The organism is Bordetella muralis, from assembly GCF_965139205.1.
Lineage (GTDB): Bacteria > Pseudomonadota > Gammaproteobacteria > Burkholderiales > Burkholderiaceae_B > Bordetella_A > Bordetella_A muralis.
Map to the genome: position 1 here is coordinate 20,944 of NZ_CBCSIU010000027.1, position 23,995 is coordinate 44,938.

The window sequence follows — 23,995 nt, forward strand, 5'->3', positions numbered from 1 at the left end:
CATGTACGTCGCTGTCAAAGGAGGCGAACGCGCCATCCTGAATTCCTATCGCATGCTCGATGCCTATCGGCGAGGCGATACGAGTATTCCCGAACTGAGTCTGGCGCAGATCCGCGAGCAGATGCCTCTGGCCGTGTCGCGGGTGATGGCCGAAGGTGCGCTTTACGATCCACACTTGGCCGCGTTGGCGATCAAGCAGGCCGCCGGCGATGTGCTCGAGGCCGTATTTCTGCTCAGAGCCTATCGCACTACGTTGCCGCGCTTTGGTTATACGCAGCCGGCAGATACCGCACGCATGCGTTTATCGCGGCGGATATCCTCCACGTTCAAGGATGTGCCAGGCGGGCAGATTCTCGGGCCCACTTATGACTACACCCAACGGTTGCTGGATTTTTCCTTGGAAGCAGACGGTGACGATGCGCGTGATGAGCCCTTGCTTCCCGCGGCACAGCCTGTCGCGGCCTCCATGCCGCGTGTGACGGATCTGCTGCAGCACGACGATCTGATTGATCAAGAGCCTGTTCCGTCCGGTGATCCGGCGCCGTTCGATTTGACGCGGCAGCCCTTGAGTTTCCCCGCTGGCCGCGATGCGCGTTTGCAGAATCTGGCTCGCGCGGATGAGGGGTTCCTGTTGTCGATGGGGTATTCCACGCAACGCGGTTACGGCAATACGCATCCCTTTGCCGCCGAGATCCGCTACGGGTCGCTGGAAGTCGACATGTTCATCGAAGAACTGGGATTCGCCGTCACGATAGGCGAAATCGAATTGACCGAATGCCAGATGGTCAGCCAGTTCAGCGGCAATGCCCAGGAGGCGCCCAAATTCACCCGTGGGTATGGGTTGACCTTTGGCTATGGCGAACGCAAAGCGATGTCGATGGCCTTGGTCGATCGCGCACTCAAGGCCGAAGAACTCGGCGAGGCCGCTACTGCGCCTGCCAACGATCACGAATTTGTGCTGTATCACAGCGATAACGTCGAGGCGTCGGGTTTCGTTCAACACTTGAAACTGCCGCATTACGTAGATTTTCAAGCCAATCTCGAGTTGCTGCGTCACATGCGCGACGAGCAGGCCACGGCGCAGGCTGCCGAGATGTCCCATGTTCTGGCCGATGAGGCGGTTTCATCATGAACGCAGTCAACACCACGGTCGCCCGCGACGACCATTACAACTTCGCGTATCTGGACGAATCCACCAAGCGCATGCTGCGCCGGGCTTTGCTCAAAGCAGTTGCCATTCCGGGTTACCAAGTGCCATTTGGCAGCCGCGAGATGCCGTTGCCGTATGGCTGGGGCACGGGCGGTATTCAGGTGACTGCGGCCATCATCGGCACGGACGATGTGTTGAAAGTCATTGACCAGGGCTCTGACGACACGACCAACGCGATCAACATCCGCCGATTCTTCGGCCGCGTGACAGGCGTGCGTACAACCGAGTCCACGCGCGAGGCCACTATCGTGCAGACGCGCCACCGTATTCCCGAGACGCCGTTGAGCGAAGGTCAGATCATGGTGTATCAAGTGCCGATCCCCGAGCCTCTGCGCTGGCTGGAGCCCAGCGAAACCGAAACACGCACCATGCATGCGTTGGCGGAGTATGGCGGTATGCATGTGAAGCTGTACGAAGACATTGCGCAGCATGGGCATATCGCGACGACATACGATTATCCCGTAATCGTCAACGGCCGCTACATGATGCGTCCTTCGCCGATTCCGAAATTCGATAATCCCAAACTCGATAACAATCCGGCGTTGATGTTGTTTGGCGCGGGCCGTGAAAAACGCGTTTATGCGGTGCCGCCTTATACCCGCGTGAAAAGCCTGGATTTTGAGGATCATCCCTTTCGTGTCGAGCAATGGGATCAGTGTTGTGATCTCTGCGGTTCCACGCATAGCTACCTGGATGAAATCATTCTGGATGATCAGGGCACGCGGCGCTTCGTTTGCTCAGACACTGAGTATTGTGCCGATCGTCAGGCCAACGGCCACAAGGGACCGGCCTTGACTGTAGACGCGGAGGCCTCGGTATGAATCCCCAACCTTTGCTTTCCGTACGTGACATGACATGCACCTGGGACGGCGTGCATGGTTGCCGCGATATCAGTTTTGACCTGCACCCCGGTGAGGTGCTGTGCGTAGTGGGCGAGTCGGGCTCGGGCAAGAGCACCTTGCTGCAAGCCGTGTCGTGGCAGATGCAACCCGAATCCGGCAGTGTCTGGTACGACATGCGCAATCGTGGCTTCGTCGATCTGGCGTCTCTGTCTGCCGCGCATTTGCGACTGCTCGCGCGCACGGACTGGGGGTTTGTTCGTCAAAACGCCCGTGATGGCCTGCGCATGCAGGTCAGTGCAGGCGCCAATATTGCCGAGCGCCTGATGGCAGTGGGCGAACGCCACTACGGCGACTTGCGCAGCACGGCAGGTGCCTGGCTGGAAAAGATGGAAATCGATGCCGGCCGATTGGATGATGCGCCCGCCGCATTTTCGGGCGGGATGCAGCAACGCCTGCAGATTGCCCGCAACCTGGTTACGTATCCGCGCATGGTCTTTATGGACGAGCCGACGGCGTCGCTGGACGTTTCGGTGCAGGCGCGATTGCTGGATTTGCTACGTCAACTCGTCGCTGACCTGAAGCTTGCCGCGATTGTCGTGACGCACGATCTGGCAGTGGCGCGTTTGCTCGCGCATCGCACGCTGGTCATGCGGGGCGGCCGTGTCGTCGAAAGCGGGCTGACCGACCAGATTCTGGATGACCCGCAGCATCCGTATACGCAGTTGCTGGTGTCCTCGATTTTGCAGAGCTGATTCACTATGAACACATCACATGTACTGTCGTCCGCATCAGCGGTAGCGCAATCGGAGTCGAATGCCTCAGCCGCAACGTTGGCAGGCAATTCGGAGACCGCTGAACAGGAGGGCTGGCGGACACAATCGGATTCGCCGGATACGGCTCTCGTCCAGGTTCGCGGGCTGGGCAAAATGTTCACCCTGCATAACCAGGGAGGCGTGCGTCTGCCGGTCCTGCAAAACGTCGATTTCGATGCCGGTCCTGGAGACTGCCTGGTGTTATCCGGCCCATCTGGCACGGGAAAAAGCACGTTGCTGCGTTGTCTCTACGGCAATTACCTGGCCACCGAGGGCAGCATCCGTATGCGCGACGGCGAACGCTGGGTCGAACTGACTCGTGCACCCGAGCAGCAGATCCTGAAACTGCGGCGCGACATCATTGGTTATGTCAGCCAGTTTTTGCGGGTGATTCCACGGGTGCCCACATTGGACGTCGTGGCTGAGCCTCTGCGCGAGCGTGGTGAGGATGTCGAGACGGCTCGCGAGCAGGCGGCAGCATTGTTGCACCGTTTGAACGTGCCGCAGCGTTTGTGGGGCTTGCCTCCCGCGACCTTTTCCGGCGGAGAGCAGCAGCGCGTGAACATCGCACGTGGTTTTATCGGCGGCCACCCGGTATTGCTGCTCGATGAGCCGACCGCTTCACTGGATGCGGACAATCGTGCCGTCGTTGTGGCGCTGATCCGCGAAGCCGTTGCCGCAGGCCGGTGTCTCATTGGCATCTTTCACGACGAAGCGGTACGCGACGAAGTCGCGACGCGCATTTTGCCCATTCAGCCGGCCGTGCCTGTCGGCGCCTCGGAGTAATCCATGTCAGCCCAGTATCTCACCCATGCCCGCATCGTATTGCCGGACGCTGTACTGACGGACAGCGCCATTTTGATCAAAGACGGCATCATCGCCGCCATCGAGCCTCAGGGCGTGCGCGATGCCGAGGTGGTCGATTTGCAGGGCCAGACCCTGCTGCCCGGGTTGATCGATGTACATTGCGATGCCATCGAGAAAGAGGCCGAGCCTCGCTCGCGCGTGCTGTTCCCTCTGGATTTTGCGGTGGCGCAGGTGGANCGCCGCAATGCGGCGGCAGGCATCACGACCCCATACCACGCCTTGTCATTCTCCAATAGCGAATGGGGCGTGCGCAATAACGAGACGGCGTCCAGGCTGGCGCGCACGGTGCAGGCATTCCGTACGCACAGCCTGGTCGACAACCGGGTGCACTGCCGTTACGAAATCACCGATGCCGCCGCCATGCCCGTGTTGCAGGCGCTGCTGGAGGAGGGCGCGGTCGACCTGCTTTCCGTGATGGACCATTCGCCAGGGCAGGGGCAGTTCAAAACCCTGGAGGCCTATCTGCAATACATGATGGGCAACCACGCGATGAGCCGCGACGAAGCCGAAGAAGTGGCGCGCGCCAAGCTCCAGGCGCGAGACGGCGCTGCGCATCGTGTCGAGACCCTGCTGGCGCAGGCGCATCGTCTCGGTATCCCCACGGCCAGCCATGATGACGATTCGGTGCAACGTATTGCGACCATGCGCAATCTGGGCGTGTCGATGAGCGAGTTCCCGATCAACCTGGACACGGCCACGGCGGCGGTGTCTTGCGGCCTGCCCACGATTCTGGGGGCGCCCAATATCTTGCGTGGCCAAAGCCAGAGCGGGTCCATGCGGGCCATAGATGCGGTGCGCGCGGGCGTAGCAGGGTGTTTGTGCTCCGATTACCAGCCGTCGACCTTGATCGCCGCCGCCTTTGCGGTCGCGGCACAGACTGACCTGACCTTGCCGCAGGCGATTGCCCTGGTGACTGCCAATCCGGCAGATGCCTGCAAACTGAGCGACCGCGGCCGCTTGGTCGAGGGCCTGCGCGCGGATATGGTGGCGGTGACGCTGCTGGGCGATTTACCGATGGTGACACATGCCTGGTCTGCGGGGCGGCTGGTATTCTCGTCGCATTATCGTGTCACCTCGCCCCGGTACGAGCGTGAAGCGGTCGCAGCCTGAGGAAACGATGCCTAATCGGCAACAAATTGAAAGGTTTGGGGCGGTCTGACACCTCCCGTGACACGCGTCACACAGTGCTTGCCATAATCCCAGCTAAAATCCCGGTATTCAGCAAGGCTCCAACCTATCATTCATCACTCAGGAGGACCACCTCATGGCCCTAGTCTCCATGCGCCAGCTGCTCGACCACGCTGCTGAGCACGGTTACGGCATTCCCGCTTTTAACGTCAATAACCTGGAACAAGTCCAGGCCATCATGGAAGCCGCTGCCGAAACCGACAGCCCGGTGATCATGCAGGCCTCGGCTGGCGCGCGGAAATACGCGGGCGAGGGCTTCCTGAAATACCTGATCCAGGCTGCGGTCGAGTCGTACCCCCAAATCCCTGTGGTCATGCACCAGGATCACGGCCAATCCCCCAAGATCTGCCAAGGCGCGATCGACCTGGGATTCTCCAGCGTCATGATGGACGGCTCCTTGAAAGAAGACGGCAAGACCATCGCTGACTACGACTACAACGTCAACGTCACCAAAACCGTCGTCGACGCCGCGCACAAGCTGGGCGTGACCGTCGAAGGCGAGCTGGGCTGCCTGGGCTCGCTCGAAACCATGATGGGCGACAAGGAAGACGGTCACGGCGCCGAGGGCACCATGACCCGCGATCAGTTGCTGACCGATCCCGAGCAAGCCGCCGATTTCGTGCGCAAGACCCAGCTCGACGCCCTGGCCATCGCCATCGGCACCAGCCACGGCGCATACAAGTTCACCCGCAAGCCCACCGGCGACATCCTGTCGATCTCCCGCATCAAGGAAATCCACGCTCGCCTGCCGAACACCCACCTGGTGATGCACGGCAGCTCCAGCGTGCCGCAAGACCTGTTGGCCGAAATCCGCGAATTCGGTGGCGACATGAAGGAAACCTACGGCGTGCCCGTCGAGGAAATCCAGGAAGCCATCAAGTACGGCGTGCGCAAGATCAACATCGACACCGACATCCGTCTGGCCATGACCGGTGCGATCCGTCGTTTCTTTGCTGAAAACCCCAGCAAATTCGACCCGCGCGAATACCTGAAGCCGGCCCGTGCCGCTGCCAAGGCGATCTGCGTCCAGCGCTACACCGAATTCGGTACCGCCGGTAACGCCAGCAAGATCAAGGCCATCCCCTTGACCGACATCGCCCAGCAGTACGCCTCGGGCAAGCTGACGCAAGTCGTACAATAAGGCCTGCTTCTTATTGTCCGTTGTAGANGCCGCCCNCCGGGGCGGCGTCTGCATTTGCAGTAATCTATGCTTCTTTTGCGATAGGCCGATCCGTGACTTCCGCTCTGCACCAATCCAGCATCAAATCTCTGCCGCTACTGGGTCGCGGCAAGGTCCGCGACATGTACGCCGTGGGTGACGACAAATTGTTGATCGTCGCGTCTGACCGCATTTCCGCGTTCGATGTCATTCTCGACGACCCCATCCCCGGCAAAGGCCAGGTCCTGACCGAGCTGACGGAATTTTGGCTGAGCAAGCTCGCGCACATTCTGCCGAACCATTCCACGGGCGTGAAACCCGAGGACGTGGTCGCGCCCGACGAGCTGGACCAGGTGCGTGGCCGCGCCGTCGTGGTCAAGCGTCTGAAACCCATCCTGGTCGAGGCGGTAGCGCGTGGCTATTTGATCGGATCGGGCTGGAAAGACTACCAGGCCACTGGCGCCGTATGCGGCATCAAGCTGCCGGCCGGCCTGAATCAGGCCAGCAAGCTGCCCGAGCCGATTTTCACGCCGGCGGCCAAGGCCGAGTTCGGTACGCACGACGAAAACGTCGATTTTGCCCACGTGGTGAACGAAGTCGGCCAGGAAATGGCCGAGCGTATTCGTGACGTGACGCTGCGTCTGTACGCCGAGGCATCTGCTTTTGCGGCGACCAAGGGCATCATCATTGCCGACACCAAATTCGAATTCGGCCTGGACGATGACGGCCAGCTGTACCTGATGGACGAGGTCCTGACGCCTGATTCGTCGCGTTTCTGGCCCGCCGACGGCTATCGCGAAGGCATCAGCCCCCCGTCGTTCGACAAGCAATTTGTGCGCGACTGGCTGGAAACCCAAACCTGGGACAAAACCCCGCCGGCCCCGCGCCTGCCCCAAGAAGTCCTGGAAAAAACCGCCGCGAAATACCGCGAGGCGCTGGATCGCTTGATGGCGTAATCCCGGTTTCATGCGGCGTCACGGCGCCGCATGGCCAGCGGTATCGCAAAAGCAGGGCCCGTTCTCAACGGCCTGGCGTAGGTCTTTGGGTGAGGCAAGCTCCTGCGCGCGTTGCTCAATCTTGGCGCGGCGCTGGGTAGGCAGGGACGCTATGACGTCATCAAGTTTTTTGGCCATGTTTGCGCTCCTTTTCCTTTTGCCTGCATATCGATTTCTCGGCGTTTGGGAGGCTGAATCCTACTTCGACTGATTATCGGAGTTGAGCTTGTGTCAGTATTCGGACAAATGTCAGACCAAGCGCTGTTCGATCTTGCGAAGCAAGTGAGAAGCGGAAACTGGCGACTCCAGCGTTGTCAGTTCAAACCGATGCTGACGGCATGCGTGTTGGCGTCGATTTGACGTTGCCACCTAGGGCTCCAGGCTGTCCTGGGCAGTCTGCGGGCAAGGCCGGGTAAAATACCAGGTTTTCCGCCCGTCGCGCCCCGGCGCGGCGCCTTCTTGCCTTGCGATTTAGCTATGACGACGACTTCTTCCGCCTCTGCGCCGGCTACCCCTGTGGTGGGCGTGATCATGGGTTCTTCCAGTGACTGGGACATCATGAAAAACGCCGTAGACATGCTGGAGGCCTTTGGCGTGCCCTACGAGGCGCGCGTCATCTCCGCGCATCGCATGCCGCAGGACATGGCGGAATACGGCGCTGCGGCGCGGTCCCGCGGCCTACGCGGCATTATTGCCGGGGCAGGGGGCGCGGCCCATCTGCCGGGCATGATGGCCGCGCTGACCGAGGTTCCCGTATTCGGTGTCCCTGTCCCATCGCGCTACTTGCGCGGTGAGGACTCCCTCTTGTCCATCGTGCAAATGCCCAAGGGCGTACCGGTCGCGACCTTCGCCATTGGCGAGGCCGGTGCCGCGAACGCCGCCTTGCACGTGATCGCCACCTTGGCCACGACCGACGACGCCTTGCACCGCCAACTGACGGCATTCCGTGCCCGCCAGACCGAAGCGGCACGCAACATGATCGTTCCCCCGCAGCCCTGACCTTGCCACGAGCCCGCGTGGCGGGCCGCTCATGCGTATGACTTCCTCTACTGATTCTTTCACGATTGCCCCCGGCGGTTGGCTGGGTATGCTGGGCGGCGGCCAATTGGGCCGGATGTTCTGCCACGCCGCGCAAAGCCTGGGTTATCGCGTCGTCGTGCTGGACCCGGACGCTGATGGTCCTGCTGCCGTCGTGGCGGATCGTCATATCCAGGCGGCCTATGACGATGCGGCGGGTTTGGCTGAGCTCGCCCGTAGCTGCCGTGCGGTGACGACCGAGTTCGAAAACGTGCCGGCAGACAGCCTGCGTGCACTGGCTGCAGCGCAATGCCGCGTCAGCCCCGCCGGTGATGCCGTGGCCGTTGTCCAGGATCGCATCGCGGAAAAAACCTTCATCGCGTCGCAGGGCATTCCTGTCGCGCCGCACGCTGCGATTCACGCACAACAGGATTTGATCGATGCTCCCGATACACTGTTTCCGGGCATCCTGAAAGTCGCCCGCTTGGGTTATGACGGTAAAGGCCAGGCACGGGTAACCACGCGTGCCGAGGCGCAAGCCGCCTTTGCCGAGTTCGACGGTGTGCCGTGCGTACTTGAAGCATTGATGCCGCTGGACTACGAAATTTCCGTCGTCCTGGCGCGCGGTTTTGATGGCTCGGACGTCGTGTTCCCGGTCGCACGTAATCTACATCGCGATGGGATTTTGGCTGTATCGACGGTGGCGGCTACGGATAGCGATCCTGCACACGCTCAACGGCAAGCCAAGGCCACCGAGGCTGCACGCGCCATTGCGCAGGGGTTGGGTTACCACGGCGTATTGTGCGTCGAGTTTTTCGTATTGACCGACGGCAGTCTGGTCGTCAACGAAATCGCGCCGCGCCCGCATAACAGCGGCCACTACACCATCGACGCCTGTGTCAGCAGCCAATTCGAGCAGCAAGCGCGTGTCATGGCGGGTTTGCCCCTGGGCAGCACTGCATTGCTGGCGCCCGCTGTCATGTTGAACATCCTGGGCGATATCTGGTTCGAGCCTGGCGCGACGACGCCTCGTGAGCCCGATTGGTCGGCTGCGCTGGCAGTGCCGTCCGCCAAGCTGCACCTGTACGGCAAACACGAAGCCCGCCGGGGCCGCAAAATGGGTCACGTGACGGTAGTCGCCGCCACCTTGGATCAAGCGCGTGCCGATGCGGCGCGCGTTGCCGCGGCGCTGGGCATGGCTGCGCCCGAATAACATCATGTCAACGCCATCGTCTGTTTCGTCCGAAACGTCTGCCGGTGCAAGTGGCAGGCGCGATGCGGGCACCGGCAGTCCTGTCGACGCCATATCGATTTCCCGTGCCGCGGATCGGCTGTTGGCAGGCGAACTGGTCGCGTTTCCCACAGAAACGGTTTACGGCCTGGGCGCCGATGCTGAAAACGCGCAGGCCGTCGCGCGCATTTATGCCGCGAAAGGACGTCCCTCCAATCATCCCGTTATCGTGCATGTCGCGCCTGGCGCGGATCTGCATTATTGGGCTCGCGAGATTCCGCCGCAGGCCCAGCGATTGATCGAGGCATTCTGGCCCGGCCCATTGACGCTGATCCTGCCGCGAGTCCGGGATCGCGGCGAGGTCGTCAGCGGCGGGCAAGACAGCATCGGGCTGCGTTGTCCCTCGCATCCGGTCGCACAGGCCTTGCTGAGCGCCTTTGCCGCAGGCAAGCCCAATGGACAAGGCGGTGTGGCGGCGCCATCGGCCAATAAATTCGGCCAGGTGTCGCCCACGCATGCGGATCATGTCCGTAGCGAATTTCCATCCGAAATGGCGCAGGGCATGATGGTGCTGGACGGCGGACCATCCGAGGTGGGGATCGAGTCCACGATTCTGGATCTTTCCCGATTGGAACAGGGCGTAGGTCCGGTTTTGCTGCGTCCCGGGCATATTACGCCCGCGCAGATCGAGGCTGTTCTCGGTGAACCAGTCGGCATGCCCGATGCCGCTGCGCCACGCGCGTCCGGCACGTTAAAGGCACATTACGCCCCGCATACTCCGCTGGAACTGGTCACGCCGCAACGTCTGGCCGAGGCGGCGAGTGGCCAGAGCCTGCCTGCCGGCCAGGTGGCCGTCGTCGCGTTTGACGCGGCCCCTGAGGCGTTGGACGACCGCATCGTCTGGCGTACCGTGGCTAATGATCCGGCCAGTTACGCGCAATCTCTGTACTCCATGTTGCGCGAGCTCGATAGCGGCCGTTATGTTCGCATTTTGGTCCAGACACCGCCACAGGATGACTCATGGCGCGCCGTCAATGATCGCATTGGCCGTGCAGCAGCGGCATTTTCGCTTGATACGACAGATCTATCTGAAATGTGATGTTGCAGGCAGGGCGTGGGGGTGATCGTTCGCTGATGCTTGCAGCCCCTCGCCACCCTGATATCCGACCGTCGCCGTCATCCTTTCGCCGATAGCAACGGCAACTGCAGCAACTGCTGCTGCTGCGCTTGCCGGCAACGCTGCACAGCAGTCGTCACCTTGCTCAATACCCAACTCAGTTGACGGTGATGTGGGCTTCTTTAATGATTTTCGCGTAGCGCTCCGAGTCGGTTCGCATCAGTTCCGCAAAAGCCTTTGGCGTGCTGCCAGTCGGTAAAAAGCCGGCATCCAGGAATTTCTGTGTGACATCAGGCTCGTGGACAATCTCGCTGATCTCCTTGGCCATGCGGGCAATAATGGGCTGGGGCGTGCCGGTCGGAGCCAATAATCCCGCCCATGACCCTGTCACGAAGCCAGGGATGCCTGCCTCTTCCATGGTGGGCACATCGGGCTCGGTGGGCCAGCGTTTTTTTCCAGTGAATGCCAGCACCTTGAGCTTGTCCTGCTTCACGTACTGCATGGGGACCAGGATCGGATCGAACACCATGGATACCCGGCCGGCCAGCAGATCGGTCAAGATCGGCGCACTGCCCTTGTAGGCGACATGCGTCATTTTGATCTTGGATTGCAGGGCAAAATCCGCTCCTGTCAGATGGGCGCTGGACCCTGTTCCACTGGACGCATAGGTCAACGCATCGGGATGGGCGCGTCCGTATTCGATCAATTCGGCCAGTGTGTTGACCGGCAAATCCTTGCTGACAAACAGGAATAGCGGCAGGTCGGCCATGTGGACGACGGGTTCGAGCTGCTTGGGGGAAAACGTGAGCTGGTACAGATGGGTGTTGATGACGTAAGCCGGCAGAATGCTCAAAAAGGTATAGCCATCTGGCTCGGCTTTGGCGGCGAGGGCAGATCCCAACGTACTGTTGGCGCCCGGCCGGTTCTCGATGATGATGGCTTGGCCCAGTCGCGACGAGAGCTTTTCCATCACAATGCGCGTGACGGTATCGGTAGCGCCGCCCGGGGTATACGGCACGATGATTTTGATCTGCTTGTCGGGCCAGGCATCTGCCGCCTGGACAGGGTGGCTATGCCAGGCAGTGCCGGCGACGATCACCGACAGCAGCGTCGTCAGGAGGGCGCGGCGCACCGGCCGTTTACCGCCGCTGCGGGAAAAATGAAATGCCATAAGCTTGTCTCCGCCAGTGAGGTTGGTCTAAGTGTTATGGGTCGTGGACCCCGCACAGAGTGCCTGGAAAGCGGCGCGCGCACGACCGGGGTTTCCCCTGAGTGGCTCACACGCCCAGGTAGCGCGCCAACTGTTCGGGCTCTGATGCCAGGGCTGGGCTGGCGCCCTGGTACACGATACGGCCTTTTTCCATGACCAGGCATCGATCGGTGTGCGCCAGTACGGCCCGGTAGTTACGATCGACGATCAAGGTCGACATGCCAGTGGCGCGAATCGCGGCAACGATCCTCCAGATTTCGGCCACGATCAACGGCGCGAGTCCCTCTGTCGCTTCGTCCAGGATCAACAGATCGGGGTTGGTCGTCAAGGCGCGGCCGATGGCCAGCATCTGTTGTTCGCCGCCGGACAATTGCTGTCCGCCATGATGCAGGCGCTCGGCCAGGCGCGGGAATGTGGCAAGTACGCGGTCATAGGTCCAGTCCGTTTGCCCCCGCGTGCCGGGTCGCGCCGCGACGAGCAGATTTTCGCGCACGCTGAGATTCGCGAACACACCGCGGCCCTCCGGCACATAAGCCAGACCTAGTCGCGCAATCGCGTGCGGTTGTGCGCGGGTGCAGTCGCGGCCGGCCACCGCGAATTGTCCCTGCCGGCTGCGTACGTGTCCCATCAGGGTGCGAATGAGGGTAGTCTTGCCCATGCCATTACGGCCCACCAGACCGACCGATTCGCCCGCACTGATGTGCAGATCAATACCACGCAGTACGTGGCTTGCGCCGTAGTAACTATGCAGGCCGCTGGCGTCGATCAGTGCGTGCATGAGCCGTCTCCCAGATAGGCGTCCTGCACTAGCGGATTGGCCCGAATCTCTGTGGGGCTGCCGCAGGCGATGACGCAGCCATTGACCATCACCGTAATGCGGTCGGCGTTACCGAATACCGCATCCATGTCGTGTTCCACCAGCAAAATCGCGTGCTCGGTCTTCAGGCTTTGCAGCAAGGCGAGGATGCGTTCGGTTTCTTCGGGGCCCATGCCTGCCAGTGGCTCGTCCAGCAACAGCACTTGCGGTTCGCCAGCCAGACACATGGCGATTTCCAATTGACGCTTGTGGCCGTGCGGCAGCAGGCCAGCAGGGGTGCTGCTGCGGCCGGCCAGACCTGTGCGCTCCAGTGCATGGCGGGCGAGCTCCCGGCTGCGGGTGCAGCCATCGGCTCGCCGCCACCAGTGCCAGAACCGCGGATTGCCGGCCTGCGCCGCGAGCCTGCAGTTCTCGAACACACTGAGCGTGGGGAAAATCGTTGAGCGTTGATAGCTGCGTCCCAGCCCTTGGCGTGCCCGCTGAGGCTGTGCCCAGGCGGTGATGTCCTCGCCGTTCATCAAGACCTGGCCCGCGCTGGCAGGCAACTCGCCGGACAGAATATTGATGAGCGTGGATTTGCCTGCGCCATTGGTTCCGATCACAGCGTGTACGGTGCCGCGATGCAAATCCAACGACACCTCATTGACGGCGACCAATCCACCAAAACGCCGCGTGATGCCGCGCGCGGCCAACATGGTCTCAGGCATGAGGGCCTCCAGAAATGGATAGGGACTGCGCTGCAGCCGCGTTGTTCGACGTGCTTGTTGGTGAGCCGGCAGCAAACGAGGAGTTCGCCGAGCGAGAGGTTGAGGCTTCAGCGCGGGAGCCTGCGTTGGTATTGGCCAGGGAGGGCCCCGTAGACCCAATGGAATGGGGGCCGCCTGACGCGCCGGCGAGACGCGCCGCACGGTGTTCGCGCCATTGCGCAGGCAGCCCGGCCAAGCCATTGGGCAACAGCGCCACCAGCGCGATGATGGCCAGTCCCAGGGGCAGATGCCAGTGCTTTGCATAATCGCCAAACAGGGCTTGCGATTGAAAGAGCTCCTGCAAGAGGATCAGCGTCACGGTGCCCAGCACCGCGCCGCCGAGTCGATGCATCCCTCCCAGAATGACCATCAGCAACACCAATCCGGATTGCTCCCAGGTCAGGAGCTCAGGCGTAACGAACCCGTCCTTCAATGCGTAGAGAAACCCCGCCAGTCCCGCCAACGTGGCGCCGATGACATAAGCCGTCAACTTGTACGGAAAGGTGGAATAACCGGCGGCGCGCATGCGTTGTTCATTCAAGCGAATACCGGTGAGCGCAGCGCCGAAAGGCGAACGTCCGAGCATGGCCAGAAAGCCCCACGTCAATGCCAGGCAGATCAGGACAAACAGGTAATAGACACCAGGGTTTTCGAGATCAAAAGGCATCCAGTCTGCCCATGACATCTGCGGACGGAAATACAGATAAATCCCGTCGCTGCCACCTCCGATGTCCGTGTCATGAAACACGTAATAGGCCATTTGCGAAAAGGCCAAGGTCACCATGATGAAATAGACCCCACGCGTGCGCAACGCGAGAGTCCCCGTGATCAATGCATAGATCGCCGCGCTGCCCAGCGCTGCCGCCAGCAGCCACAACAGTCCGCCGGCCTCTGATTCCGGCGACAGCAATGCGGCGGCATAAGCGCCAATGCCAAAGAATGCCGCGTGTCCCAGACTGATCAGTCCCGCACCGCCCACCAGCACCTGCAGGCTGAGTGCAAAGATCGCGTAGATCATGATCTTGATCGCCAGTCCGATGTAGTACTCATTGCCCGACAGCGGAAAGACCGCGAGTACGAGCAATACGGCAACAGGGATCAGTTTGCGTGCAGTGTTCATCAGTTGCCCCATGCTCAACCCTGCTTGAACAGCCCTTCGGGCTTGCACAGGAGAATGACGGCCATCAGCACGTACACCAGGATTCCGGCGGCGGACGGAAATAACACTTGGCCGAAAGTCTCTACCGTTCCCACCAGCATGGCCGCCAGAAACGCCCCGCGTATCGAGCCTATGCCACCGATCACCACCACGACAAAGCACATGATCAACACGCTATTACCCATGCCGGGATAGACCGACGACACCGGTGCGGCAATCGTGCCCGCCAGGGCGGCCAGTGCGACGCCTGCTGCAAATACGATGCGGTACAGACGGTTGATGTCGATGCCCAACGAGCCGATCATTTCCCGGTTGCTCGCGCCTGCCCGCACCATCATGCCCAGGCGAGTGCGCGTCAGAACCCAGTAAAGCAATATCGCCACGCCGATGCCGATCGCCGAGATGAACAAGCGATAGACGGGATACGTGAGAATGTCGTCCAACGGCACGCTGCCGGCGAGCCAGGGGGGTACGGACACGCCATGTACATCATTGCCTACCAGCAGGCTGCGGATTTCCTCGAACACCAGGATCAGCCCATAGGTCATCAAGACTTGCTGCAGGTGGTCGCGCCGATATAAATAGCTGAAAAAAGCCGCCTCCAACACGTAACCGAGCACGGTGGCCAATACGATGCACAGCACGAGCGTGGTGACAAAGCCACCGCCCAGCCAGCGCTCGACCAGCGGATTCAACGCGAACGCCATGTAGGCGCCGATCATGTAAAAACTGCCATGCGCCAGATTGATGATACCCATGATGCCGAAGATCAAGGTCAGGCCGCTGGCGACCAGAAACAGCAGCAGACCGTGCTGCAGGGCATTGAGGCACTGGATGAGAAAGGTGCTGGTATCCATGATGGCATTCGCGTCCGGTCGTCAAAGCTTGCAGCCCTGAGCGGGATCGGCCAATTGCTTGACTGCGACATCAATGACTTTGTTTTCTTTGCCGGAGACTTCGCGCAGATAGAAATCCTGCACCGGATTGCCGGCTGCAGATAGCGTGAATTTGCCGCGCGGGCTGTCTATCGTGGCGCTGCGTATGGCATCGCGGAACTTGGCCTTGTCCGTGATGTTGCCCTGTACGGCGGTCAGGCCGCTTTGCATCAGTTGCGCGGCATCGTAGCCTTGCACTGCATAGACATCGGGTTGCAGGTTGTTATAGGCCTTGGCATAGGCCGCACGGAAAGCGTTGTCGCGCGGCGTGTTCAGGCCATCGGCATAATGCAGCGTGGTGAGCAGGCCTTGTGCGGCATCACCCTGGGCGGGCAGCGTGCCATCGGTGAGAAAGCCCGTCCCATAGAGCGGGATGGACTTCTGCAGGCCGGACGCGTGGTAGTCCTGCACGAACTTTACCGCGCCGCCGCCGGCAAAAAAGGCAAACACCATGTCGGGCTTGATCGATGCGATTTCCGTCAAGAGCGATTGGAATTCCACATTGGGAAAAGGCAGCGTCAGGTTCTTGACGATCGTGCCGCCGGCTTTTTCAAAGCTCTCGCGAAATCCCGCCATTTGTTCTTCGCCGGAGGCGTATTTCCATGTAATCGTCACCGCCTTCTTGTAGCCCTTGGCAGCCGCCACCGGGCCCATGGCATACCCTGGCTGCCAGTTCGAAAACGAGGTGCGGAAAATGCCAGGGCCGCACATCGCGCCGGTGATCGCGTCAGCGCCGGCGTTCGTCACGATCAGGGTGGTATCGCTGCTCTTGGCCGCTTTGGCCAGCGCCATGGCGACACCTGAATGCACTGTGCCGATCACCACATCGACCTGGTCTCGCTTGATCAGGCGATTGGCATTTTCAGAGGCCTTGGCTGGATTGGACTCGTCATCGACCTTGAAATATTCCAACTCTCGCCCACCGAGTTTGCCGCCCTGTTCGGCGACATAGAGCTTGAATCCATTTTCAATGGCGGTGCCCAGCGCGGCATAGGTGCCGCTATAGGGCAGCATGAATCCCACTTTGATTTTGTCCGCGGCCAGCACCTGGCTGGCGGTCAACGCGAGTGCACTGGCAATCAGGGCACGATTCAGGGCGCGATGCATCATGGTTTGTCTCCTGGTTATTGTTGGCAGGCTCGCGAGCTCAGCCGTGCTTGTTCAGGCCGCCGATGAAATCAGCGACAGCCCTGATGACTACATCGGGTTGGTCTATGTGCGGGGAATGACGGCAGTCAGGAATTTTCAACAACCGGGTCTGTGCGGCTGCCTCACGAATGCTGTGAATCTGCGCCATCGTGCCGTACTCATCGTCCGCGCCCTGTATCGCTAATACGGGGCATTCGATCCGCGGCAAATACTCCTGGATATTCCAGGCGCGAAATGCGGGATTCAGCCAGATATCGTTCCATCCCCAGAATGCCGAGTCTGCATCGGCGTGATAGCGCGCCAGTTTGGCGGGCAGGTCTGTGTGTAAATAGGCCTGTCGCGCTTGTTCGATATGGGTGATAGTGACGTCTTCGACGAACACATGAGGGGCGGCGACAACGAGGCCGGCAATCGACCGGGGATGCATGGCGGCGTAGAGCAATGCAATCGAACCGCCATCGCTGTGACCAAACAGGATGGGACGATCGCGTTCGGCATCGATATGCAATGCCTTCAAGAACGCGGGCAAGATTTCGCCCGCCTGTTCGTGCATGAAAGTCACAGGCCATTTTTCTGTTGCGGGACGCGGTGTGGACTGCCCGTAGCCATAACGTGAAAACACCAGGCCACGGCAGGCCGCTGCATCGCACACGCGTTGCGGCCAGTCCTTCCACATGGTGACCGAGCCCAGCCCTTCGTGCAGGAATATCAATAGCGGGGCATCCTGCCTATCGGATGACAGCCAGCGATATTCCAGGCGCATCGTGCGTCCCTGCACATTCAGATTCGCCCAGGCAGTCTCCGTATCTTGTGTGTCGAGGGCCTTGATGGTGGCGGCCGTATTCATGAAATGCCCCGGGAAATCTCGCTGCTTTCCAATTGCCGCAACCGGAAGCGCTGTATTTTTCCTGTCGCCGTTTTCGGCAAGTCCTCGGTGAAGTTGATTTGCCTCGGATATTTGAACGGCGCCAGATGCTGCTTCACATACTGCTGCAGCGCCTCGCCGGTATCGGCATTGGGTTGAAAGCCCGGGCGCAGCACCACATAGGCTTTGGTTTTGATCAGGCCGTCATGATCGGGAACGCCGATCACTGCGGCCTCCAGCACGGCTTCGTGTTGAATCAACACGTTCTCGACTTCTACCGGCGAAACATACTGGCCGCTGACCTTTATCATGTCGTCGCTGCGGCCCGCATAGGTGTAATAGCCGTCCGCATCGCACAGGTACTTGTCGCCGCTTTTCAGCCATTCTCCCTGAAAGCACTGGCGCGTTTTATCGCGGTTGTTCCAGTACATCAATGCCGTGCTGGGCCCTTTGATATACAGATCACCGATCGTATTGGCTGCAACGATCCGGCCGTCCTCGTCGCGTAATTGCACCTCGTATCCCGGTACCGGTTTGCCTGTGGTGCCATAGCGCAAACTGCCCGGCTGATTGGACAAGAAAATATGCAGCATTTCGGTCGAGCCGATCCCGTCCAGGATCTCGCAACCAAAATGACGAGTGAAACGTTCGCCGATATCGCGCGGCAGGGCCTCGCCGGCAGAGGTACAGACGCGTATGGCGACTTGTTCGCGCGCCGGCAGGTCGGGGCAGGCGAGCATACTGGCGTAGAGCGTGGGCACACCGTAAAACACCGTGGGACGATGTTCGGTCAGCCGCTTGAATACTGCCTGGGGCGTGGGGCGTTCACTCATGACGACCACTGTGGCGCCGACTGCCAACGGAAAGCTCAGCCCGTTGCCCAACCCATAGGCGAAAAACAATTTAGCCGCTGAAAATACGATATCGTCTTCACGTATGCCCAACACCGGTTTGGCATAGAGCTCTACCGTGTGCCAGAGATTGCCATGGGTATGAACCACGCCTTTTGGCTTGCCGGTCGATCCCGACGAGTACAGCCAGAAGGCAATCTCATCCGACAGGGTGCGTACGGCAGGCGCCAGCGGCGCATCAGCCAGCCATTGCTCGAACTCGATGCTGCGCGCCGGCAACGCGCCCGCGGGGCGGGATACGATGATGTGTTCGATCTCGTGCGGACCTTTGCCTAACGCGGTTTGCAAGGTACCCAGCAGCTCGCCGGACACCAATGCCGCCCGCGCACGGCAGTGCCCCGCAATGTAGGCGTAATCCTCGGGCGTCAGCAGCGTGTTGACCGCGACTGGCACGACGCCTGCATGCAATGCCCCCAGAAATGCGACAGGCCAGTCCACGCTGTCATGCATCAACAGCAGCACGCGCTCTTCGCGGCGCAATCCCAGTTCTTGCAATGCGCCCGCACATCGAGCGACACGCTCGGCCAATTCGCCATAGGTGATACGCCGCGTGTCGTCGATATAGGCCAATTTGGCAGCGCGCGGGGCGTTCAATGCGGCCAGGTGGCTGGCAAAGTTCAACTCGGTGGGGCAGGGGTTCATGGGGCGTCTCCGTATTTTTATGGGCAGTTCTGACGTTGTCGCGTAGCTGGCCTTGCCTGCACGGCATGCATCAGCGCAGCGCGCCGCAGGGCGATCAAGCCGCCGTGAATTCAATCTCGCCATTGGGCAACAGGTACAGCACGAGCGCCTGCCCATCGCTGACCGTGGGTCGATGGGCGCTGCCCGGGCCATAGACCAGCCAGCCGGCACCATGTCCGTCGAATTTCGCGCTGTTATCGAGCGGCATGATCAGATCGATCTCGCCTTGCGGATGGGTGTGGTGCGGGCCCGCCAGGCGGTTCATGTCCACCACATCCACCGAGAACCCGTCCAGTCCGGCATCGGGCTTGATCACGCGGCCATAGCGGATGCCGCCACCCTCGCGGCTGCACATCCAGCCGTCGGCCACGCCCTGCCTACAGGCGGCAAAGACGGCTTGATACAGCTCGCTGTCCGGGCCCATCTCCTGATTCAAGCGGGCCTGCAGGGCGCCGTCCAGCGGCAGGCCTGCAATGGGGGAGGTAATGCGGCGCATCAAATCGTGGAAGGATGCTGGCGTACTCATGCTTTGTCTCGTCCTTTACACTGTGGCGCTTCGGCCGCAGCGTATGCAATGAATTGCTTTTTTTGGCGGGCATGCGTGCCGGTTGCGAGCCGGGTTAATGGAAAAATAGTGCTTCACACTAGTCAAGTCAAGCACTATAGTGCATAAAATTGCAGATATCAGGGTTTCCTCGGAGCTCAATCAATATGGTTCACCCGCTAGACAAGGAATCCTCGGAGTTGCGCCGAGAACCGTTTTTGATCGCGTTGGGCGAGAGAGTGCGGCGCCTGCGCGCCATCCGTGGCATGACGCGCAAAAGCCTGTCGCAAGTCACAGGCGTATCCGAGCGCCATCTGGCGAACCTGGAGCACGGCGTCGGCAACGCGTCGATCCTGGTGCTGCTGCAAATCGCCAAGGCGTTTAATTGCGCCTTGGCCGAATTGGTGGGCGACGTCACCACCGAGTCGCCGGATTGGTTGTTGATCCGCGAATTGCTCAGTGGCCGTACCGAGTCCGATTTGCAGCGGGCTCGCGAGGCGCTCGCGCAACTGTTCGGTGTGGGCGAGGGCGCGCAACGCCCCAATCGTTTTCAGCGTGTGGCTTTGATCGGCTTGCGCGGCGCGGGCAAGTCCACGCTGGGGCCGATGCTGGCCGACGACCTGGGTTATCCGTTTGTGGAGCTCAATCGCGAAATCGAGCGTGTTGCCGGTTGCGGCATTCTCGAGATTCACAACCTCTATGGCCCGAATGCGTATCGCCGCTATGAGCGCCGGGCGCTGGAGGAAGCCGTGCAGCTTTATCCGGAAATGGTGCTCGCCACGCCCGGGGGGCTGGTGTCCGAGCCGGCGACCCTGAATCTATTGCTGACGCATTGCTACACCGTCTGGCTGCGTGCGACGCCGGACGAGCACATGTCACGCGTCATGGCGCAGGGCGATTTCCGCCCTATGTCGGGCAACAGCGAGGCCATGGCGGATTTGAAACGCATCCTGGCGGGGCGCGAGGCCTTTTATGCCAAGGCAGACATGACCTGGATGACGAGTGGCCTGAGTCTGCAAGAAAGCTTTGGGGGCCTGCGCGCGCAGGTGCGCAAGGCTTGCGGGTTACCGCTTTAAGGCGCGATGCTCACTTTGGTGAGCACGCCTCACCATGCCGCTTTTACTGGCTGTTAACCCCGAGGCGAGAAGGCAGATGTTTCGGGGGAGAGGGTGGTTTGCGCACACAAGTTGGTCTATGGATGGGCCCTCCAGTGGGCATGAAAACTGCATTTTTGTGCATCTTTCGCTTGACGCGATTTTTTTTGTGCACTAATCTGCATTTTAATGCATCTGATGCAGTATTATTCCTATCAGGCCCCTCAGGAGACAGAACCATGAGCAGCCCCGAATCCCGCGTGGATTTTCAGACAGATCCCACCCAATACCGTCACTGGAAACTCAGCTTCGAGGGGGCGGTGGCCACCCTGGCCATGGATGTGGCCGAGGACGGCGGGCTGCGGCCAGGCTACAAACTCAAGCTCAATTCCTATGACCTCGGGGTCGATATCGAATTACACGACGCCTTGCAGCGCATTCGCTTCGAGCACCCCGAGGTGCGCACCGTCGTGGTCACCAGCATGAAAGACCGGATTTTCTGTTCCGGTGCCAACATCTTCATGCTGGGCTTGTCGTCTCATGCCTGGAAAGTGAATTTCTGCAAATTCACCAACGAGACACGCAACGGTATCGAAGACTCCAGCCGCCATAGCGGCTTGAAATTCATCGCGGCGCTCAATGGCGCATGCGCCGGGGGCGGGTATGAATTGGCCTTGGCGTGCGACGAGATTTTCCTGGTGGATGACCGTTCCTCGGCCGTGGCATTGCCCGAGGTGCCTTTGCTCGGTGTGCTGCCCGGCACAGGCGGGCTGACCCGCGTGACGGATAAGCGCAAGGTGCGGCACGATCATGCCGACATTTTTTGCACCTTGGTCGAAGGCGTACGCGGTCAACGTGCAAAAGACTGGCGCCTGGTCGATCAGGTCATCAAACCTGCGCAATTCCAGGATGCGGTACAAGCACGTGCCGCTGAGTTGGCCGCGGCGAGCGACCGTCCTGCGCAAGCGCAAGGCATCGCCTTGACACCGCTGTCGCGTACCGAAACGGCAAACCGGATGTCCTATCAATACGTGGACGTCGCCTACGACCGTGAAAAACGCCTGGCCACCTGGACCATCCGCGGCCCGCAGGCATCTGTCGAGCAGGAAATCGATGCCATCCTGGCCGCGGGCGCCTCCTGGTGGCCGCTGCAGATGGCTCGCGAACTGGATGATGCGATTCTCAATCTGCGCACCAACGAACCCGACCTGGGTACATGGGTGCTGAAAACCGAGGGCGATATTGCCTCGGTGCTCGCTGCCGACGCCGCCTTGCAACAGCATGCGGATCACTGGTTCGTGCGCGAAACCTCGGGCATGCTGCGACGTACTCTGGCACGCCTGGATGTGACGTCGCGGTCGCTTTTTGCGTTGGTTGAACCGGGCTCGTGCTTTGCCGGCACCTTGTTTGAATTGGCCTTGGCTGCCGACCGCATCTATATGCTGGATGACGAAGATGCCGATGTGCCTGCCCAGATCGTTGTGGGCGAACGAAATTTCGGCGCGTATCCGCTGGTCAACGGCCAAAGCCGCTTGCAGCGACGCTTTTACGAGGAAACCCTGCCGCTCGAGGCTGTGCGTGCAGTAGGAGGGCAGTTGCTGCCCGCCACACGTGCCTTGGAACTAGGGCTGGTGACGTTTGCGCCCGATAGCATTGATTGGGATGACGAGGTCCGGCTGGCGCTCGAGGAACGCCGCGCCTTGTCTCCCGATGCATTGACGGGGCTGGAGGCGAACCTGCGCTTTGGCGGCCATGAAACGATGGAGACCCGCATATTCGGTCGCCTCACTGCCTGGCAGAACTGGATTTTCAATCGCCCCAATGCCGCGGGCGAAAAGGGCGCGCTGAAACTCTACGGCAAAGGCGAGCAGGCGTCGTTCGATTGGAATCGCGTATAGCAGCAAGGAATGCAGGCTCGGACCATCCTGATTCAACCGCAACATACATAGAACTATTCGGCAGCAGTGATGCCGCCGATCTGGAGAGCAGACATGTCAGGCATCAATTACGGTGAAAAAATCCCCAACAACGTCAACCTGTCCGGCGACCGTGCGCTGCAACGCGCACTCGAACACTGGCAGCCCAACTACCTGCAATGGTGGCAGGACATGGGCCCGGACGGTTCGCATGGTTTTGACGTGTACCTGCGCACAGCAGTCAGCGTCGAGCCCGATGGCTGGGCGCACTTCGATCATGTAAAGATGCCTGACTATCGCTGGGGGATTTTCCTCGCGCCGCAAGACGGTCAGCGCAAGATTCATTTCGGTGAAAACCTCGGTCGCGATGTCTGGCAAGACGTGCCGGGTGAACATCGCGCCAACCTGCGCCGCATCATCGTGACCCAGGGCGATACCGAGCCGGCATCGATCGAACAGCAACGCCATCTGGGTATGACCGCACCGTCGCAATACGACCTGCGTAATCTATTTCAGATCAACGTCGAAGAGGGCCGCCACCTGTGGGCAATGGTGTATCTGCTGCATCGCTATTTCGGCCGCGATGGCCGCGAAGAAGCCGATGCCTTGTTGCAACGCAGTTCCGGCGATGCGGACAATCCGCGCATTCTCGGTGCGTTCAACGAAAAGACGCCTGATTGGCTGGCCTTTTATATGTTCACCTATTTCACCGACCGCGATGGGAAATTCCAGTTGTGCGCGTTGGCGGAATCCGGCTTTGATCCCTTGGCCCGCACGACCAAATTCATGCTGACCGAAGAAGCCCATCACATGTTTGTCGGCGAGTCGGGCGTCTCGCGCATCATTCAGCGCACCTGCGAAGTCATGCGCGAGTTGAAAACCGATGATCCCGCCACGATACGCGCCGCCGGTGTGATCGATCTGCCTACCATTCAGCGCTATCTCAATTTCCACTACAGCGTCACCATCGATTTGTTCGGCGCGGATCAGTCCTCGAACGCAGCCATCTTTTACAGCGCAGGTCTGAAAGGGCGCTACGAAGAAGGCAAGCGCACCGACGATCATCAACTGAAGAACGATACCTATCGTGTGTTGACGGTCGACGGAGGAAAACTGCGCGAAATCGAAGTGCCGATGTTGAACGCTCTGAATGAGGTCTTGCGTGATGATTTCATCAAGGACTCGATGGCGGGTGTAGGGCGCTGGAATAAGGTCATCGAAAAAAGCGGACTGCCGTTCCGTCTGTCCGTGCCGCACAAGGCATTCAACCGCCAGATCGGTACGCTGGCTGGCATCCGCGTCGCGCCCGATGGCGAGGTCCTGTCCGAGGCCCAATGGCAGGCCAATCAACACAAATGGCTGCCCACGCCAGAGGACCGTGCGTTCGTGGCCTCGTTGATGGGGCGCGTCGTCGAGACCGGCAAGTTCGCCAACTGGATTGCGCCGCCTGTGATGGGCGTGAATCGACAGGCCGTGAACTTCGAGTACGTCCGTTTTAACTGAACCCCGGCGCCCGGCATTCACGCCGGG

Annotated in this window: 22 protein-coding genes and 2 pseudogenes; 14 read left to right on the forward strand and 10 right to left on the reverse strand. The window is 60.5% G+C overall.

Features of this window, described 5'->3' with window-relative positions; genetic code table 11:
- Position 1 precedes the first annotated feature (1 nt).
- The 8 genes and pseudogenes from ACNA0I_RS23925 to ACNA0I_RS23960 all read left to right on the forward strand — a co-directional run bounded on the left by ACNA0I_RS23925 (position 2) and on the right by ACNA0I_RS23960 (position 7,034).
- The gene (locus ACNA0I_RS23925; RefSeq protein ID WP_415808526.1) at positions 2-1,132 is read left to right on the forward strand and encodes a carbon-phosphorus lyase complex subunit; all 1,131 of its coding nucleotides are present in this window, start codon (positions 2-4) and stop codon (positions 1,130-1,132) included.
- A complete protein-coding gene (locus tag ACNA0I_RS23930) occupies positions 1,129-2,031 on the forward strand; it encodes an alpha-D-ribose 1-methylphosphonate 5-phosphate C-P-lyase PhnJ (RefSeq protein WP_415808527.1) in 903 nt (300 codons plus the stop codon). Before ACNA0I_RS23925 ends, ACNA0I_RS23930 begins: the two co-directional genes overlap by 4 nt.
- Entirely contained in the window at positions 2,028-2,804 is a 777-nt protein-coding gene (gene phnK / locus ACNA0I_RS23935) for a phosphonate C-P lyase system protein PhnK (protein WP_415808528.1), read from the forward strand. Before ACNA0I_RS23930 ends, phnK begins: the two co-directional genes overlap by 4 nt.
- 6 nt (positions 2,805-2,810) lie before the next feature.
- Positions 2,811-3,650, forward strand: coding sequence for a phosphonate C-P lyase system protein PhnL (gene phnL / locus ACNA0I_RS23940; RefSeq protein WP_415808529.1), 840 nt, complete (start codon positions 2,811-2,813; stop codon positions 3,648-3,650).
- A 3-nt stretch (positions 3,651-3,653) separates the two neighbouring features.
- Positions 3,654-3,907: pseudogene (locus ACNA0I_RS23945) on the forward strand (alpha-D-ribose 1-methylphosphonate 5-triphosphate diphosphatase); the annotation flags it as partial.
- A 1-nt stretch (position 3,908) separates the two neighbouring features.
- Positions 3,909-4,841 (forward strand): annotated as a pseudogene (locus tag ACNA0I_RS23950) (alpha-D-ribose 1-methylphosphonate 5-triphosphate diphosphatase); the annotation flags it as partial.
- A gap of 154 nt (positions 4,842-4,995) precedes the next feature.
- Positions 4,996-6,060, forward strand: a complete 1,065-nt coding sequence (gene fba / locus ACNA0I_RS23955) for a class II fructose-bisphosphate aldolase (RefSeq protein ID WP_415808530.1) — start codon at positions 4,996-4,998, stop codon at positions 6,058-6,060.
- A gap of 92 nt (positions 6,061-6,152) precedes the next feature.
- Entirely contained in the window at positions 6,153-7,034 is an 882-nt protein-coding gene (locus tag ACNA0I_RS23960) for a phosphoribosylaminoimidazolesuccinocarboxamide synthase (protein WP_415808552.1), read from the forward strand.
- Between the two features lie 18 nt (positions 7,035-7,052).
- Here ACNA0I_RS23960 and ACNA0I_RS23965 read toward each other — a convergent pair whose 3' ends face one another.
- Positions 7,053-7,211 carry a hypothetical protein gene (locus ACNA0I_RS23965; RefSeq protein ID WP_415808531.1) on the reverse strand — a complete coding sequence of 53 codons (159 nt, stop codon included), beginning with the start codon at positions 7,209-7,211 and terminating at the stop codon, positions 7,053-7,055.
- A 339-nt stretch (positions 7,212-7,550) separates the two neighbouring features.
- On the opposite strand from ACNA0I_RS23965, the gene purE reads away from it, so the two are divergent.
- Genes purE through ACNA0I_RS23980 form a run of 3 tightly spaced genes read left to right on the forward strand, consistent with a single transcriptional unit; the run spans position 7,551 to position 10,420 of the window.
- On the forward strand, positions 7,551-8,072 hold the full coding sequence (gene purE, locus ACNA0I_RS23970; protein WP_415808532.1) for a 5-(carboxyamino)imidazole ribonucleotide mutase: 522 nt from the start codon (positions 7,551-7,553) through the stop codon (positions 8,070-8,072).
- 37 nt (positions 8,073-8,109) lie between these two features.
- Complete coding sequence (locus tag ACNA0I_RS23975; protein ID WP_415808553.1) at positions 8,110-9,303, forward strand: 5-(carboxyamino)imidazole ribonucleotide synthase; 1,194 nt, start codon at positions 8,110-8,112, stop codon at positions 9,301-9,303.
- 4 nt (positions 9,304-9,307) lie between these two features.
- Positions 9,308-10,420 carry an L-threonylcarbamoyladenylate synthase gene (locus ACNA0I_RS23980; RefSeq protein WP_415808533.1) on the forward strand — a complete coding sequence of 371 codons (1,113 nt, stop codon included), beginning with the start codon at positions 9,308-9,310 and terminating at the stop codon, positions 10,418-10,420.
- Positions 10,421-10,595: 175 nt separating this feature from the next.
- On the opposite strand, the gene ACNA0I_RS23985 is transcribed toward ACNA0I_RS23980, so the two are convergent.
- The 9 genes from ACNA0I_RS23985 to ACNA0I_RS24025 form a co-directional block, all read right to left on the reverse strand.
- Complete coding sequence (locus tag ACNA0I_RS23985; protein WP_415808534.1) at positions 10,596-11,609, reverse strand: Bug family tripartite tricarboxylate transporter substrate binding protein; 1,014 nt, start codon at positions 11,607-11,609, stop codon at positions 10,596-10,598.
- Positions 11,610-11,715: 106 nt separating this feature from the next.
- Complete coding sequence (locus ACNA0I_RS23990) at positions 11,716-12,426, reverse strand: ABC transporter ATP-binding protein (RefSeq protein ID WP_415808535.1); 711 nt, start codon at positions 12,424-12,426, stop codon at positions 11,716-11,718.
- The gene (locus tag ACNA0I_RS23995) at positions 12,414-13,172 is read right to left on the reverse strand and encodes an ABC transporter ATP-binding protein (protein ID WP_415808536.1); all 759 of its coding nucleotides are present in this window, start codon (positions 13,170-13,172) and stop codon (positions 12,414-12,416) included. The genes ACNA0I_RS23990 and ACNA0I_RS23995 overlap by 13 nt, the downstream gene beginning before the upstream one ends.
- Positions 13,165-14,331: a branched-chain amino acid ABC transporter permease gene (locus ACNA0I_RS24000; protein ID WP_415808537.1), complete on the reverse strand. Its 1,167-nt coding sequence runs from the start codon at positions 14,329-14,331 to the stop codon at positions 13,165-13,167. The genes ACNA0I_RS23995 and ACNA0I_RS24000 overlap by 8 nt, the downstream gene beginning before the upstream one ends.
- 14 nt (positions 14,332-14,345) lie before the next feature.
- Positions 14,346-15,227 (reverse strand): branched-chain amino acid ABC transporter permease, encoded by an 882-nt coding sequence (locus ACNA0I_RS24005; protein WP_415808538.1) that lies wholly within the window; start codon positions 15,225-15,227, stop codon positions 14,346-14,348.
- 21 nt (positions 15,228-15,248) lie between these two features.
- Positions 15,249-16,412, reverse strand: a complete 1,164-nt coding sequence (locus ACNA0I_RS24010; protein WP_415808554.1) for an ABC transporter substrate-binding protein — start codon at positions 16,410-16,412, stop codon at positions 15,249-15,251.
- Positions 16,413-16,452: 40 nt separating this feature from the next.
- Positions 16,453-17,301, reverse strand: a complete 849-nt coding sequence (locus ACNA0I_RS24015) for an alpha/beta fold hydrolase (protein ID WP_415808539.1) — start codon at positions 17,299-17,301, stop codon at positions 16,453-16,455.
- Positions 17,298-18,872: a benzoate-CoA ligase family protein gene (locus ACNA0I_RS24020; protein ID WP_415808540.1), complete on the reverse strand. Its 1,575-nt coding sequence runs from the start codon at positions 18,870-18,872 to the stop codon at positions 17,298-17,300. The genes ACNA0I_RS24015 and ACNA0I_RS24020 overlap by 4 nt, the downstream gene beginning before the upstream one ends.
- Positions 18,873-18,966: 94 nt before the next feature.
- A complete protein-coding gene (locus ACNA0I_RS24025) occupies positions 18,967-19,437 on the reverse strand; it encodes a DUF4863 family protein (protein WP_415808541.1) in 471 nt (156 codons plus the stop codon).
- Between the two features lie 185 nt (positions 19,438-19,622).
- Here ACNA0I_RS24025 and ACNA0I_RS24030 point away from each other — a divergent pair, with 185 nt between their 5' ends.
- The 3 genes from ACNA0I_RS24030 to boxB all read left to right on the forward strand — a co-directional run bounded on the left by ACNA0I_RS24030 (position 19,623) and on the right by boxB (position 23,968).
- Positions 19,623-20,531: a helix-turn-helix transcriptional regulator gene (locus tag ACNA0I_RS24030; RefSeq protein WP_415808542.1), complete on the forward strand. Its 909-nt coding sequence runs from the start codon at positions 19,623-19,625 to the stop codon at positions 20,529-20,531.
- A 257-nt stretch (positions 20,532-20,788) separates the two neighbouring features.
- Positions 20,789-22,447, forward strand: coding sequence for a 2,3-epoxybenzoyl-CoA dihydrolase (boxC, locus tag ACNA0I_RS24035; RefSeq protein WP_415808543.1), 1,659 nt, complete (start codon positions 20,789-20,791; stop codon positions 22,445-22,447).
- A 93-nt stretch (positions 22,448-22,540) separates the two neighbouring features.
- Positions 22,541-23,968: a benzoyl-CoA 2,3-epoxidase subunit BoxB gene (boxB, locus tag ACNA0I_RS24040; protein ID WP_415808544.1), complete on the forward strand. Its 1,428-nt coding sequence runs from the start codon at positions 22,541-22,543 to the stop codon at positions 23,966-23,968.
- The last annotated feature ends 27 nt before the right edge of the window (positions 23,969-23,995 follow it).